We start from the raw sequence: 13,292 nt of genomic DNA on the forward strand, positions 1-13,292 counted from the left end.
TCCCATCACGGCCCGTAACCCGGTGCTCCGGTAAAGCGCCGCTCGGGCCTGCCCTGCACGTCACGTCGCCCAGGAGGCTTCCCATGCATCTTCATCGATTTCCCCGCCGTCACGGCCGGCCGGCTGCCGGCGCCCCGTCCTGCGGGACGGGTGCGCTCTCCGGCGGCCTTCGCGTGGTCGTCTTCGTGGTCGTGGTGACGGTCGTCGTCGCCCTCCTGAAGTCCGGCCAGTCCATGCTCGACGCGTTCGGGCTCGTGGCGGTCGCCGCCGGCGCGGCCGTCCAGATCAGCTCGTGGCTCGGCCAGAGCGCCGCTACCGCTCCCGGGGGAGCGGCATGACGGGCCTGACATTGCCCGGCGGCGCTGCCGCCTGGCGGGAGCAGCTGTACACGATCGGCACCGACAAGGAGTTTCGCGGGCTGTTGGCCGGCGTCCCGCGGTCCATGGGACTGACGTTGGACCAGGTCGCCACCAAGGCAGCGGAGAAGGGGGGCCTGCCGCTTCCGAAAGGCACCGTGGGGGCAACCCTGTCACGGGACAAGCTCCCGAAGGCCGAGTTCGTGCAGCAGCTGCTCCGGGTCTGCGAGGTGGAGGAAGCCGACCAGGCCCTGTGGCTTCGGGTGTGGCACGCCGTGGCAGACGGTCGTGCCCCCATCGGGCAGCCGGAGGACCTAGTGCCCCCGAAGGGCTCCGTGCCCGAGCAGACGGACTCTTCGGGCTCGGCCAAGGAGGCAGACTCCGCAGCGGCGGTGCCCCGCGGCTGGGCTCGGCTTCCCGGGATCGCGCGTGATCGGTCCCGGGGCGTGCCCCGGCGTTGGCTGGTCACGCTGATCGCGGCAGCGTTGGTGGCCCCGGCCGTCGGCGGTGGCGTGTGGTGGTACAGCGCCCACTGCGGCACCACGAATCCGGCTCTGCGCACCGTGCTGGGCGGTGAATGTTCGGGAGTCACAGACGGCAGCGACGGGCACGGCATCTTCGGCCCCGGTCTCCACAAGGCCCTCGCCGCGATCGACGCCGAGAACCAGGCGGTGATGAAGGAGGGCGGGTACGTCACGGTGGCGCTGATGGCGCCGCTGACCAAGAGCGACAAGAGCCTGACGAGCGACCGGGCCGCGCATCAGGTCGAAGGGGCCTTCATCGCCCAGCACGAAGCGAACAAGGACAAGGCCTACCCCAAGATTCGGCTGGTGCTGGCCAACATGGGCAGCAACGAGTCGAACTGGCCTGCCGTCGTCGAGGAGCTCAAAGCGATGACCGGCGGAGACGACCGGCTCGTCGCGGTGACCGGCATGGGTCTGAGTCAGAAAGAGTCGATCGACGCCGCGCGCTCACTGTCACAGGCCCACATTCCGATGGTCGGCGACGTGATCACCGCAGACGGCTTCGACAAGAGCGGCGCGATCGACCGCGGCGCACAGATCCCGGGCCTGGTGCGAGTGGCCCCCAACGTCAGCACGCAGATCAAGGCGCTCGCCCAGGAACTGGGCAAACGTCCGGAGATGAAGGCCGGGGCCCTGGTCAGCGCGCCGGAGACCCCGGACGGAAATCCCGACTTCTACACGCAGTCCCTGGAAGCCGCCATCCGCAACCCGCAGATGGGCCTGCTGCCCTACCTGGAGGCGGGAGGTCTCTCGTTTAACTTCACGGTCCAGCAGGGTGCCGAGGAAAGCAGCCTGGGCACCATCGCCAACAACCTGTGCGGCACTCCCAAAACCGACGTGGTGTTCTACGCGGGCCGCGCGACCTACCTGGAGATGTTCATCGCGAAGCTGCATGACCGCCCCTGCCGCACCACCGCGATCACGGTGGTCACCGGCTCCGACGCCGCCACCGTGAACTTCGAGATCGAGGGACTGAACGACCCCAGCGCGCCCATCTCCGTGCTCTACGTCCCGCTCGCCGACCCTGACCAGCTCGCCGACAGCGCCAACCCCGACCAAACCCTCTACAAGGACTTCGCCACCGAGTTCACCACTCCCCATCACGGACAGGAGTTCGACAAAACCCACCTGGCCAGCGGCTGGGCGGTCATGGCACACGACGCCCTGCTCACGGCGCGGCTGGCAGTCCGCAACGCCACCGGCACGTCCCAGACCCCGCCCAACGTGCGCGCGGTGGGAGACCAGCTCTATCTGTTCGACAGCTTGAACGTGGTCACGGGAGCCGGCGGTGTCTTCCGCATCGACCCGCAGAGCGGAAACCGCAAGGGCAGCCACGACCCCAAGGTCGTACGCAAGGGAACCCACCACCCATAACCGACCCCCCCAGCGGACCCCATGGGGCCTGCTGGGGGCCCGCACGCACGCAGCGGCGCTCGGACCCCCGCACGTGATCGCGGTACTCGTGCGCCGCCGTCGTTGACGGCATCGGCCCAAGAGCCGAGGGGGCGCTGCACGCGGCGCCCCCGCCCCGTGGCGCGGACGGCACGAAGCCCGCAGCGCAGCAGCAGAGGAACCGGCGCGGATCGCCACCGCCAGCGGCCCGCGCCGCGGACCTGGACCGGACCCGGGTCCACCTGCAGCTGCTGGAGACGACCGGGGATGGCGGTGGGGACCAGAACCAGCTGGTTCCCCACATCACCATCCCGCCGGAGCCCCCCTTCCCGCCGAGCAACGGAGCAGGACGGGGACGGGGGAGGGTCTTCCTGGCCATCGTCTGCGCGCTCGTTCTGCTGGCTGTTGGTGTCGCCGCAGGTGTGTGGGCAGCCTCGGATGACGAGCCGGCCGCCGCGAACGCCAAGCCGCCTGGATCCTCACCCGGCGCCACCAACACTCCCACCCCCACACCGACGCCGAGCCCGTCAGCGGATACCAGCTCCCCATCCGCGAGTCCGCCACCGACCACCAGCCCCGATCCTGCGTTCACCGCCCCTTCTGAGCCGACCACCTCACTAGTCAAGCTGAACCCGCTCACGACCACCTACAGCCCTTACAACACCGGCTCCCGGAGAGCGAACCTGGTGACGTACCCCGTCACCCTCAGCTCACACTGCGCGGAGACCACCTGGCAGCTCGACCGCAAGTACGCCACCCTCGTCACCCGCTACGGCGCCACGGACGACACGATCTCCGAGTACTCGTTCTTGTTTCCGTCGTGGTCGACGGCAAGGTGGTCTCCGAAGGCCGAGCGGACCCGGGCCATGAGGTCGGCGCGCTCAGCGTCGATGTCCGGGGTGCGTTCCGCCTCACCCTCAAAACAGGTCTGGCTTTGTTCACGGGTTGCGGTTCTGGCTCAGGTTCTGTGGTGTGTCCCTGCCTCGTTCACCGAGCGTGTCGGGGTGCACGCACCAGCTGCCACGTCGTGTGCGCGCCGACGACTGCCGCAACAACCGCGACGGCTGTGAAGAAGACGATCAGGAAGGGACTCTCACACATGGCCGCGGTCACAATCATGGACACGAGGACAGTCCAGTCGACCCACGTCCGCTTCAACCACATCGCCAAGTCGCGCACGCCCTTCCCGGCGAGAAACCAGAGCATGCGCCGTCAGCCGTGTAGCGCCGTATGTGTCACTCAGGGTACGCACTTCACAGCACGTGAGCCAGAGCCGCTACTCGTTTACAAAGCCAGGCTGGACACGTGGCAAGTCTCGGACGATGAGCAGGAGTATGTGGGGGTGTGCGTGCCGGTAGCCTGCCGGGGTGAGCCAGCAGGTGCGGGCCGAGCGCCCGGTGGGATGGAGGACGGACATGGCCGTTCGTTTTGACTGCTTGACGGCGTCGGGCCGGGGCGACGGGCTGCGCGAGGCCGCGTCGGCGGTGCGCCGGGGCGAGCTGGTGGTGCTGCCGACGGACACCGTCTACGGCATCGGCGCGGACGCCTTCGACCGCGACGCGGTGGACAGGCTGCTGGGTGCCAAGGGCCGGGACCGGGCCATGCCCTCCCCGGTGCTGGTCGCCTCCCCGGACGCCCTGCACGATCTGGTCACCGGCTTCCCCGATGAGGGTTGGGCTCTGGTGGAGGCGTTCTGGCCGGGCGGGCTGACTCTGGTCGCCCGCCACCTGCCATCCCTCACGTGGGATCTAGGGGAGACCCACGGCACGGTCGCGGTCCGGATGCCCTCCCATCCGGTGGCCCTTGAGCTGCTCGCCGAGACGGGGCCGATGGCGGTCTCCTCCGCCAACCTGACCGGGCACCCGTCCCCGCAGGACTGTGATGCCGCTCAGGGCATGCTCCGCGACTCGGTCGCCGTCTACCTCGACGGCGGGCGCACCGAGGCTGCCGTCGCCTCGTCGATCGTGGACCTCACCGGGCCGGTACCGGTCCTCAAGCGTGCTGGCGCGATCAGCGCCGAGATCCTGCGCAAGGTCGTCCCCGACCTCAAGGAGCCGTGACCCCTGCCCCGGCCGGAGCGCTCGCGCTCCTTTGGCGGACCCAGCGCTGTGGCGGGCCGGGCGAAGCCGTAGCCTGCCGCCATGAGCGACGTACCCTCCCCGACTCCGTCCGAAGCCTTCGAACTGCTGCTGGCCGGCAACCAGCGGTTCACAGCAGGCACGCCTGAGCACCCGAACCAGGACGCGGCGCGCCGCACCGAGACCGCGCCCGCTCAGCGCCCCTTTGCCGTGCTCTTCGGCTGCTCCGACTCCCGCCTCGCGGCCGAGATCATCTTCGACCGTGGGCTGGGCGACCTGTTCGTCGTCCGCACCGCGGGCCACGTGGCGGGGGCGGAAGTGCTGGGCAGCATCGAGTACGCAGTCAGCGTGCTGGACTGCCCCCTGGTCGTGGTGCTGGGCCACGACACGTGTGGCGCGGTCGCGGCCACCCGCACCGCCCTGGCCGACGGTGTGATGGCCACCGGGTTCGTACGCGATGTCATCGAGCGCGTCACGCCCAGTGTCCTGGCCGCCCGCGCCGCCGGACTCACCGAGGACGACGACATCATCGCCGAGCACATACGCCACACCGTCGACCTCCTCCTGGACCGCTCCCGCGTGCTCGCCGACCAGGTCGCCGCCGGCCAGGTAGCCGTGGTCGGCCTGTCCTACCGGCTGGCCGACGGCAGCGCCCGAGTCGTCACCACACGCGGCCTGCCCCAGGAAGCGACCGTCTGAACAGAGCGGTCACCGCCACTGTCGGAAACGGTGGCGGGGAAGATCTGACGGCGGTGTCAGGCGCCCGGCGGGTGGCGGGCCGGGCAGTCTGCCGGCCTGTCTGGCCTTGGTTGGGTCCGGCAGGCATTGATCTCCGGGCCCAGGCCACGGTCGAGCGGATCGCGCGGGCGTCCGTGACGTCGAGCAGCAGCACCACCCCTGCGAAGGAGAGTCCGCAACTCCTGGAGGCTGATGCAGCTGAGTGGAGAGTCCCAATCAGGGCGGAGGCCCGGACTAGACGAGTAAGTCCGATGTCTTCGGGCGCATGAAGCGAGGGTCTCGTTGGTTCGTTTGTGACGACAAACCTGGAGACCCTCGCGACTGCACTGTACGTGAGGATTGATGACTCTCTGGCAGGAACGCGGCGGTCGGGTCGCCCGCCGAGGCTGACGGATGCCGAGCTGTTGACGCTCGCCGTCATGCAGGCCGTCCTCGGCTTCGCCTCCGAGACCCGCTGGCTGCGGTTCGCACGCCGCCACCTGGCCGCCGAGTTCCCCTACCTGCCCGGACAATCCGGCTACAACAAGCGCCTGCGGGCCGCGAACCCGCTGATCAGCCGGTTCATCCGTACCCTCGCCCGGGACATCGACCTGTGGCACGACGACGTATGGATCGTCGACTCCACCCCCGTGGAATGCGCCCGCTCACGCCCCACCGTGAAACGCTCCGACCTCGCGGGCTGGGCCGGCTACGGCTACTGCCCCTCCCACTCACGCTTCTTCTGGGGCTTGCGCCTGCACCTGCTCTGCACGCCCGGCGGCCTGCCCATCGCCTGGGCCCTGGCCAACCTGGCTTTATTCACGGGTAGTGAAGCCTGTTCGTCATGACTTCGGGAGGCACCCGCCGAGACAGGACATCGATGTTCACGAGAACGGGAGGCAGCAAGCCACAGGGGGTCGTGAGACGCCTAGCGCGCAGGCGGCACGGACGACTTCCTCGGTGGCGACCCTCGGGCGGCGGCCAGGCCGGCCGCCGGGGGTGACGGCATCCAGGTTCTCGTGCAACGAGGTGAAGCCGATTCTGCTCGCGCGGCTCGCCATCCTCGCGGGCCAGCTGCTCGACGCCACACACCCGGGCCGGCCGCTGGTGGAGCGGGCAGCCCGGGTGGACCGGCCCGGCGTCAGCCGGGCGCGTCGTGCGACCTGGTGGTGCGGGGGCCGTAAGCCCGTCTCAGTTGCCGATGCCGGAGCTGCCGATGCCTGAATTACCGATGCCGTGGCTGCCGATGCCCGTGTTGCCGATGCCCGCGTTGCCCAGACCCCAGTTGGCGATGCCCGCGTTGCCGATGCCGTCGTTGAAAGCACCTGCGTTGCCGATGCCGTCGTTGCCCACGCCTGCGTTGCCCACGCCTGCGTTGCCCACGCCTGCGTTGCCCACGCCTGCGTTGCCCACGCCGTCGGCGCTGGCCGCGCCGGCGCCGCAGATGGCCAGCACTGCCGCGGCACCCAGCGCGGCCGTCACACGGAGAAGAGTTGTGCGCATCGTCACATACCTCCTACTTTGGGATTATTTACCCCCTATCTCTAGCACGCGGCCGTACCGGATACGGGGATAAATGTCCGAAGCTGCCGTGTCGCCCAGATGCCTCGCCCGACGGCGTGCGGGTCAGGTCGGCGGCCCAGAAGACCGCCCACCGCAAAGGCAGCCGTTGTCCCGGAGCAGCGCTGTACCGATGCTCCCCAGGCCGGACCCAGCCTCGGGGGGGACGCCCAGACCGTCGCTACGACTTTCCAGCGGTGGGCGGTGCCTCCCGTCGTCATGAACAACGGCTCGGCGCCGAGGGCCAGGGTGACTCCCGAACTGCTGTCGAAACGCTGCTGTTCGACGTGTGCAAAGCCACCAACCCCAAGGTCGATGAACGTGAGGTCCTGGCCGACATGCTCACGGGTGATCCCGACCTGCTGACCACCCACCCCGGCCAGACCGTCGTCGGCGACAAGGGCTACGTCTCCAAGCACCTGGACACCTTCATGGCCGACCACGGCCTGACCTTGCTGCGTCCCAGCTATCGCAACCTCAAAGCGAGGCCGGGCGAACACCTGCTCAAACCGATCCGGCAGCTGATCGAGTCGGTCAACGACACCCTCAAAGGCCAACTCGACCTCGAACGCCACGGAGCCAGAACCCCAGCCGGAGTCCTGGCCCGCGTCGGACAACGCCTCCTGGCCCTGACCGCCGCCATCTGGCACAACCGGGCCCACAACACACCCCTGACCAGGTCACTCATCGCCTACGACCACTGACCAGGCCTTCGGACTTACTCGTCTAGGGCCTGTTGCGAAAGTGGATCTTCTGTTGCGATGATCACGGTTTGGCGCGAGGGGAGCGGACCGGCAATGAGGCAAGAGTCGAAGGCGTGGTACAGCGCCAGAACCTTCTATCGATGGCTGACCTGGGAAAACCGTCCCTTCGAGGAACGTGTCGTGCTATTCCGAGCGCGGTCCCTCGATGAGGCCATCGAACTGGCCGAGCGGGAGTCGGCCGAGTACGCCAGGGAGGGAGACTTCGAAGTCCTCGACATGGTGCAGGCATACCGGATCTCCGACGGCGACGAGGAGATGGGAGCGGGTACGGAGGTGTTCTCCAAACTGCACGCACTCGACCTCCTGGCGAACGCGTTTCTCGACCGCTACGACTCAGGACCGACACACACTCAGGTCAGTGAGTGATGTCGTTCGCGAGATTCGGTCCGACAGCAGGACGTGGACGCCGGCGCTCGACCATCCTCACCTTCACCGCCATGTCCGCTGCGGAAGTGGATCTCGACTTGCGATGATCATCGTGTGGCGCGAGGGGATATGACAGATCGGCAGTGGGCTCGGCTAGAGCTGTTGCTGCCGGTGGGGAAGAAGCCGGGGAGGCCGCGGACGTGGACCCGTCGGCAGCTGATCGACGGGATACGGTGGCGGACCCGGGCCGGAACGCCATGGAGGGATGTCCCCAAGCGGTACGGCCCGTGGGACCGAATCTACGACCTGTTCCGCAGGTGGCAGCGAGAGGAACATGGAAGCGGGTCCTGGAGGAACTGCAGGCCCAGGCCGACGCGGAGGGTCGGATCAGCTGGGACGTGAGTGTGGACTCGACCGCCCACCAGCATGCCGCTGGCGCACGTAAAAAAGGGATCTTCAACGCGAGCGCCCTGGCGGCGTGGACATCGAACCCAGCGACCACGGCCTCGGACGCTCGCGAGGCGGCCTGACCACGAAGATCCACATCGCGACGGAGCAGGGCCGGGGTCGCCCGCCACACCTTGAGACTGCTGGCCCGCCGCATCCGGCACCTGACCGAGGAGATCGACGATCTCAACAAGCGGATAGCCGAGGCCGTCGAAGTCAGTACACCGGGTTTGCTGGAAGTCCGTGGCGTCGGCCCGGACAGCGCCGCTGCCTTGCTCATCTCGGCCGGCGACAACCCCGAGCGACTCGCCAGCGAGGCGTCCTTCGCAGCCTTATGCGGCACCAGCCCGGTCGAGGCATCCTCAGGGAAGACACAGCGCCGCAGGCTGAACCGCGGCGGCGACCGCCAAGCGAACGCCGCCCTCTACCGGATCGTCCTCAGCCGTCTGCGCTGGGACGACCGCACCCGCGATTACCTGCAACGACGCCTGACCGAGGGCAAGACAAGGCGCGAGATCATCCGCTGCCTCAAACGCTACGTCGCACGAGAGATCTACCGACTTCTCATCCCAGCGAACCGTCCGGCTGAGCAGACGGGACCCGTCGGGATCGCTGCTTGACATCCATAGGGGCATCAAGCTGGCCGTGCGCTACGAAGCGACAGTGCTGGTCGCAGTCATCAACGAGTGGCTTTGACTAGCACTTTCACAACAGGCCCTAGACGGGATAGATGCCCAGCCGTGGGTGCATCGCGCGAGTTCGACGCCCTGCCGGCGCAGCCAGGCCCGCAGGGCGATGGCGGCGCGGATGCCGGCTCGGGCGGTCGCGGCCTGGGTCAGGCTGAGCGGACGCTTCTCGAGCTCACCGGTTCGGCGCATTGTCCGTGACGGGCGGGCGCCTCCGGCCGTTGTGGGGGACGTCGTCTGCCGTACTTCCCCGCGGCAGAGTGAGTTCAAGGAGATCTTGATGTTCCGTTTCGCCAAGGCCGTAGCCGTTACCGCCGCCACTGGTGCCGTCCTGGCAGGCGGGGCCGGCATGGCCGCCGCCGACGCCACGGCAGAGGGCGCTGCGATCGGCTCTCCGGGTGTCCTGTCCGGCAACGTCGTCCAGGTGCCCATCCACATCCCGGTCAACCTCTGCGGCAACACCGTCAACATCGTCGGCCTCCTCAACCCCGCCTTCGGCAACACCTGCATCAACAACGGCGGCTCGGACGGGCACCACAAGGCCGACCACCACGGCAAGTACTGACAGCACCAAGTCCTGGATCGGGCGCGCTCGTCGCGCGGGCACATCTAGCGCCGTCATCTGAACCAGCCGCAGCGAAGCCCTGTACAGATCGGCCTCCCCTCATCCTCCAAGGGGAGGCCGTTCTCATGACGAGGCCAGCTCGTGCAGCCAGCCAGCCAGCCACCAGCCGAGCCAGGCCACGGGGAGCGGGTTCCGCTCCTCCCGGTCCGCGCGACCGGACCTCGGTCGCGGTGGGTGGTGGGGCGGCCCGGTGCTAGTACCGCCAGAGCGCTCTGGTCACCGGGCCTCGCCCGCGCACGCCTTATCGGCGCGGACTGCGCCCGACCATAGCCGCGGGCGGCCAGCACCCCGCAGCACAACCACAGCGTTCGGCATCCCGTGTGAACGCGAGGGTCGGCGTTGACGCCCGACGCTGACACCACCACTCTCGGGCCCCGCCGGCCCCGCCGGCCCCTCAGACGGATGACGCTCCAAGCGCCTGCCAGGCCGGGCCCGTCCGGTCCGGACGTAACCTGGCAGGATTCAAGATCGTTGGCTGGGCATGAACAACACCAAGCGCGTACTTGCTGCTGTCGCCCTCGCGGGGGCCGCCCTGTCGTTCACGGGAACCGCAATGGCCAGTCAGGGTGACAGCCAGGGCGACATCGGAAGCGTCGCACGGGACGAGTCGTTCAACTTCAACTCGCAGACTTTCGGTGACTCGGTGAACAACGGGATCGGAAATGTGATCACCGCAGTCGCCGACTTCCAGGGGACAGGTAACCAACTCACCTAGAGGCCGTTCCTGGGCCCGGCCCATGCCCGCCCGGGTACAGAGTGCTGCCACTGTGCCGGGGCGGAGCTGCGCCCCTCCCCGGTCGGCCCCGCCGGCCCCTCGGATGGATGACACCCAAGGCGCCTGCCGGGCGGGGTCCGTCCGATCCGGTGGATCCTTGGAAGAGGGGGTTACGAGGAAGGTCCCAGGGTGACGCTGAGACCGCCGGTTGAGCCGATGCTGGCGCTGGCCGCGGAGTCGGTGCCGGGCCCGGCCGCTTTGCGGGCGGGGGTGGCGTACGAGCAGAAGCTGGACGGGCATCGGGCGCTGCTGTTCACCGCGGCCGGGCCGGGCGGCACGGTGCTGGTGCAGACTCGCCGCGGGGCGCTGGTTCAGGATCGGTGGCCGGACCTGGTGGCGGCCGCCGAGGCGCAGTTGCCGCCCGGCCTGGTCCTTGATGGCGAACTGGTCGTCTGGGACGCCGAGGCGGGCCGGTTGTCGTTCGAGGCGTTGCAGCGCTGGGCCGCCACCCGCGCCCGCGGCGCCCTGGCTCTGGCCGCCCGGTGGCCGGCCTACTTCGTCGCCTTCGACCTCTTGCAGCAGGACGGCCAGGAGCTCCTCACCCGCCCGTACGCCGAGCGGCGCGCACTGCTGGAGAACCTGTTCTCCGAGCGCGCCCTGATGGCGCCATGGACGTTGTGCCCGATGACGACGGACCTGGCCATGGCGCGGGAGTGGCTGGAGTCCTGGACGGACGTGTCCGGGGTGGAGGGGATCCTGTTCAAGCCCCTGAACAGCCGTTATCTGACCGGATAGCGCGGCTGGACCAAGATCAGAAGGCGGGACACCACTGAGGCGATCGTCGGCGCGATCACCGGCACCCTTACCCGCCCCGGCCTGTACGTCCTCGGCCGCCACGACCAGGACGGCCGGCTGCGCGCGGTCGGTCGCACCGTACCGCTGCGCCCGGACGCCGCCCGGCAGGTCGCCGAGCACCTCACCGCGGCCGCGCCCGGGCACCCGTGGAGGGCGTGCGCTTCTCGGCGACCTGGGGGAGCCGCGACGTCCTGGACACCACCCTCGTCCGCCCCGTCCTGGCGGCCGAGGTCAGCGCCGACCGCGCCATCGACCACGGCGGCGTCTACCGCCCCCCGCTCCGGTTCCAACGGCTGCGCCTGGACGTGACCACGGAGGACGTTCCGCGCTTCGGGGTGAGGCAGGGCCGATGGGGTCCTGGCCGCGGAAGGACAGGTTCACGAAGAAGATCACCCGCTGGTACACCCCCGCAGACGTCGACGGATACACGAAGCCGTTCCCCAGTTCCGAGCCCCCGGGCACCGTAGTCTCCGTGCCGCTGCCCGGGGGACGCGTGGTGCGGGTCCGGCTGACGGAAACCCGCCTGCACGGCCCGTACGAGGGCACCTACGGCACGGAGCGGACCGACTACCTGTAGGCCGTCCGAGGGAGGAGCGGGGGCCGCGATGGTAGCCCCCGCTTCCGTCTGGTCGGAGCCGGTCAGCCCCCCCGCAGGGGTGATTTTCGCCCTCGCGTACGCGTACGCGGCTTGTGCGGTGCGCCTCCAACGCGCCCTAAAATCATGCCTATTGACATCAAGCGGGATCTTTCGGCATGTTTCGGGCGCGGCCCGGTGGTCGGGCCGCGCATGTGCTGATTGGGGTGTGAGTCGTGGTGCGTTCGGTGCGGGTGTTCGACGAGGGTCAGGCGTCGGGCCAGCTGCGGGTGCCGGTCGCGGCGTGGCGGTGGGCGACGGGTTCGGGTCTGGTCCCGGCCGCGGATGTCGGGCCGGGCCGGTGGTCGCGTGCGGTGGTGGAGGCCGCCGACCCGGAAGCGGTCCGCGCTGCGCTGCGGGGCCCGGTGGGGGCGGGTGGGCGGCGGACCGGCTGACGGAGGCGCTCGGCATCCCGTTGCCGCGGTGCCGGCCGCGGGTGACGGCGTCTGCGGTCGGCCACCTGGTCCGTGCCGGGCTCCTCGTCTACCTCGGCGGTGGAGTCGAGTTCCCCGACGTCCACCCCGACCAGGTCAACACGCTCGCCCGCCGCCGGAACCTGCCCGCCCTGCTCGACCGGCACGTCCCCCTCGGCCCCGACCAGGCCGCCCGCCGACTCGGCGTCCGCAGGGCCGACTTCGACGCCGCGGTGCGCCTCGGGTTCCTCTCCCCGATCGGCACGGTGGAGATCGACTACAAGTCCCACGGCGGGTGGACCACGGTGCCGCTCTACTCCGCCCAGGACGTCGCCCTGCTCCCCGTCGTCCAGCCGCTGGTGGACTGGCGGGCGGTGGCCACCGCCCGGACCGGCCGCCGTTCTCCGCTCGCCGCCCTCACCCCGGTCGTCCCGGGCGAGGACCGGGTGCTGCTGGCGGAGGTGGGGCGGATCGCCGGGGTGGGCCGGGCCGCGGCGGCGAACTGGCGCCGCCGACACGACGACTTCCCGACACCAGTAGCCGGTACGGCGACCAGCCCCGAGTTCGACCGGGCCGCGGTCGTCTCCTGGCTCCTCGCCCACGGCAAGATCGCCGTCCCGACGGAGGTACCGTCCGCCGCCCTGGTCGTCGCCGCAGCAGGGGGCGAGACACGTCGCTTCCGGCTGGAGGACCCGCACCTGCTCCTGGCCGACGACGCCGAAGACGAGGACCGGTTGTCCGGCTGGTCCACCGATGAGGACGCCGACGCGCTCGCCGCCCTGTCCGCGGGCACGTTCGGACTGACCGTGAAGCACCTGGCCGCGCCTGGGACGCCGCCCTTGGCCGTCCTCGGCGAGGCACGCGTGATCGACCGGTTCCGGTCGGGATCGGGAGACCTGCGCCTGACGCTGGCCTGGCCGGCCGGCCTGCGCGGTACCGCCACCGCGGGCACGTCCGGGGTGGTCCGGCATGCGGTCGCGTACGCCGGCCCGGGGGAGGAGCGCGTGTGCAGGCGGTACGACTGCGGCGGCATCGTTCCCGTGTCCTGGTGCCCGGAACACGGGGCCACCTCGCCGGCGATGGAGTGGCACCCCGCAGGCGGGGTCCGTTGCACGGGCCTGTGCCTGGGCCGCCTGGTGGTCAGGTAGTCATGGCCGCAG

At 69.7% G+C, this 13,292-nt stretch carries 15 protein-coding genes and 1 pseudogene; 15 read left to right on the forward strand and 1 reads right to left on the reverse strand.

Going from position 1 to position 13,292, the window contains the following annotated elements:
- Positions 1-83 precede the first annotated feature (83 nt).
- From RIU97_RS41320 to RIU97_RS41340, 5 genes and pseudogenes are all read left to right on the forward strand, one after another.
- Positions 84-338, forward strand: a complete 255-nt coding sequence (locus RIU97_RS41320) for a hypothetical protein (RefSeq protein WP_404962646.1) — start codon at positions 84-86, stop codon at positions 336-338.
- Positions 335-2,254, forward strand: coding sequence for a hypothetical protein (locus RIU97_RS41325; RefSeq protein WP_404962647.1), 1,920 nt, complete (start codon positions 335-337; stop codon positions 2,252-2,254). Before RIU97_RS41320 ends, RIU97_RS41325 begins: the two co-directional genes overlap by 4 nt.
- A gap of 1,433 nt (positions 2,255-3,687) precedes the next feature.
- Positions 3,688-4,332 carry an L-threonylcarbamoyladenylate synthase gene (locus RIU97_RS41330; RefSeq protein ID WP_404962648.1) on the forward strand — a complete coding sequence of 215 codons (645 nt, stop codon included), beginning with the start codon at positions 3,688-3,690 and terminating at the stop codon, positions 4,330-4,332.
- Between the two features lie 81 nt (positions 4,333-4,413).
- Positions 4,414-5,049 (forward strand): carbonic anhydrase, encoded by a 636-nt coding sequence (locus tag RIU97_RS41335; protein WP_404962649.1) that lies wholly within the window; start codon positions 4,414-4,416, stop codon positions 5,047-5,049.
- A 332-nt stretch (positions 5,050-5,381) separates the two neighbouring features.
- A pseudogene (locus tag RIU97_RS41340) lies at positions 5,382-5,876 on the forward strand (IS982 family transposase); the annotation flags it as partial.
- 382 nt (positions 5,877-6,258) lie between these two features.
- Here RIU97_RS41340 and RIU97_RS41345 read toward each other — a convergent pair.
- Positions 6,259-6,549, reverse strand: coding sequence for a hypothetical protein (locus RIU97_RS41345; protein WP_404962650.1), 291 nt, complete (start codon positions 6,547-6,549; stop codon positions 6,259-6,261).
- A gap of 275 nt (positions 6,550-6,824) precedes the next feature.
- Between RIU97_RS41345 and RIU97_RS41350 the strand changes: the two genes are divergently transcribed.
- From RIU97_RS41350 to RIU97_RS41395, 10 genes are all read left to right on the forward strand, one after another.
- Positions 6,825-7,331: a transposase gene (locus RIU97_RS41350; RefSeq protein WP_404962651.1), complete on the forward strand. Its 507-nt coding sequence runs from the start codon at positions 6,825-6,827 to the stop codon at positions 7,329-7,331.
- 57 nt (positions 7,332-7,388) lie between these two features.
- Positions 7,389-7,757 carry a DUF4288 domain-containing protein gene (locus RIU97_RS41355; protein WP_404962653.1) on the forward strand — a complete coding sequence of 123 codons (369 nt, stop codon included), beginning with the start codon at positions 7,389-7,391 and terminating at the stop codon, positions 7,755-7,757.
- A 129-nt stretch (positions 7,758-7,886) separates the two neighbouring features.
- Complete coding sequence (locus RIU97_RS41360) at positions 7,887-8,159, forward strand: transposase (protein ID WP_404962655.1); 273 nt, start codon at positions 7,887-7,889, stop codon at positions 8,157-8,159.
- 179 nt (positions 8,160-8,338) lie between these two features.
- Complete coding sequence (locus RIU97_RS41365; RefSeq protein WP_404962656.1) at positions 8,339-8,824, forward strand: transposase; 486 nt, start codon at positions 8,339-8,341, stop codon at positions 8,822-8,824.
- Positions 8,825-9,170: 346 nt separating this feature from the next.
- Positions 9,171-9,455, forward strand: coding sequence for a chaplin (locus RIU97_RS41370; protein WP_257552152.1), 285 nt, complete (start codon positions 9,171-9,173; stop codon positions 9,453-9,455).
- Positions 9,456-9,996: 541 nt separating this feature from the next.
- Complete coding sequence (locus RIU97_RS41375) at positions 9,997-10,230, forward strand: hypothetical protein (RefSeq protein WP_404962657.1); 234 nt, start codon at positions 9,997-9,999, stop codon at positions 10,228-10,230.
- A gap of 189 nt (positions 10,231-10,419) precedes the next feature.
- Positions 10,420-11,025: a hypothetical protein gene (locus RIU97_RS41380; RefSeq protein WP_404962658.1), complete on the forward strand. Its 606-nt coding sequence runs from the start codon at positions 10,420-10,422 to the stop codon at positions 11,023-11,025.
- 409 nt (positions 11,026-11,434) lie between these two features.
- The gene (locus RIU97_RS41385; protein WP_404962659.1) at positions 11,435-11,662 is read left to right on the forward strand and encodes a hypothetical protein; all 228 of its coding nucleotides are present in this window, start codon (positions 11,435-11,437) and stop codon (positions 11,660-11,662) included.
- Positions 11,663-11,895: 233 nt separating this feature from the next.
- A complete protein-coding gene (locus RIU97_RS41390) occupies positions 11,896-12,114 on the forward strand; it encodes a hypothetical protein (protein WP_404962661.1) in 219 nt (72 codons plus the stop codon).
- Between the two features lie 41 nt (positions 12,115-12,155).
- Positions 12,156-13,280, forward strand: a complete 1,125-nt coding sequence (locus tag RIU97_RS41395; RefSeq protein WP_404962662.1) for a hypothetical protein — start codon at positions 12,156-12,158, stop codon at positions 13,278-13,280.
- The last annotated feature ends 12 nt before the right edge of the window (positions 13,281-13,292 follow it).

Source organism: Streptomyces sp. 147326 (assembly GCF_045000215.1).
Taxonomy (GTDB): Bacteria; Actinomycetota; Actinomycetes; order Streptomycetales; family Streptomycetaceae; genus Streptomyces.

Coding starts and splice junctions, on each gene's coding strand:
- RIU97_RS41330 (WP_404962648.1), top strand. CDS start 3,688: ATGGCCGTTCGTTTTGACTGCTTGACGGCGTCGGGCCGGGGCGACGGG.
- RIU97_RS41325 (WP_404962647.1), top strand. CDS start 335: ATGACGGGCCTGACATTGCCCGGCGGCGCTGCCGCCTGGCGGGAGCAG.
- RIU97_RS41335 (WP_404962649.1), top strand. CDS start 4,414: ATGAGCGACGTACCCTCCCCGACTCCGTCCGAAGCCTTCGAACTGCTG.
- RIU97_RS41355 (WP_404962653.1), top strand. CDS start 7,389: ATGATCACGGTTTGGCGCGAGGGGAGCGGACCGGCAATGAGGCAAGAG.
- RIU97_RS41370 (WP_257552152.1), top strand. CDS start 9,171: ATGTTCCGTTTCGCCAAGGCCGTAGCCGTTACCGCCGCCACTGGTGCC.
- RIU97_RS41385 (WP_404962659.1), top strand. CDS start 11,435: ATGGGGTCCTGGCCGCGGAAGGACAGGTTCACGAAGAAGATCACCCGC.
- RIU97_RS41320 (WP_404962646.1), top strand. CDS start 84: ATGCATCTTCATCGATTTCCCCGCCGTCACGGCCGGCCGGCTGCCGGC.
- RIU97_RS41375 (WP_404962657.1), top strand. CDS start 9,997: ATGAACAACACCAAGCGCGTACTTGCTGCTGTCGCCCTCGCGGGGGCC.
- RIU97_RS41360 (WP_404962655.1), top strand. CDS start 7,887: ATGACAGATCGGCAGTGGGCTCGGCTAGAGCTGTTGCTGCCGGTGGGG.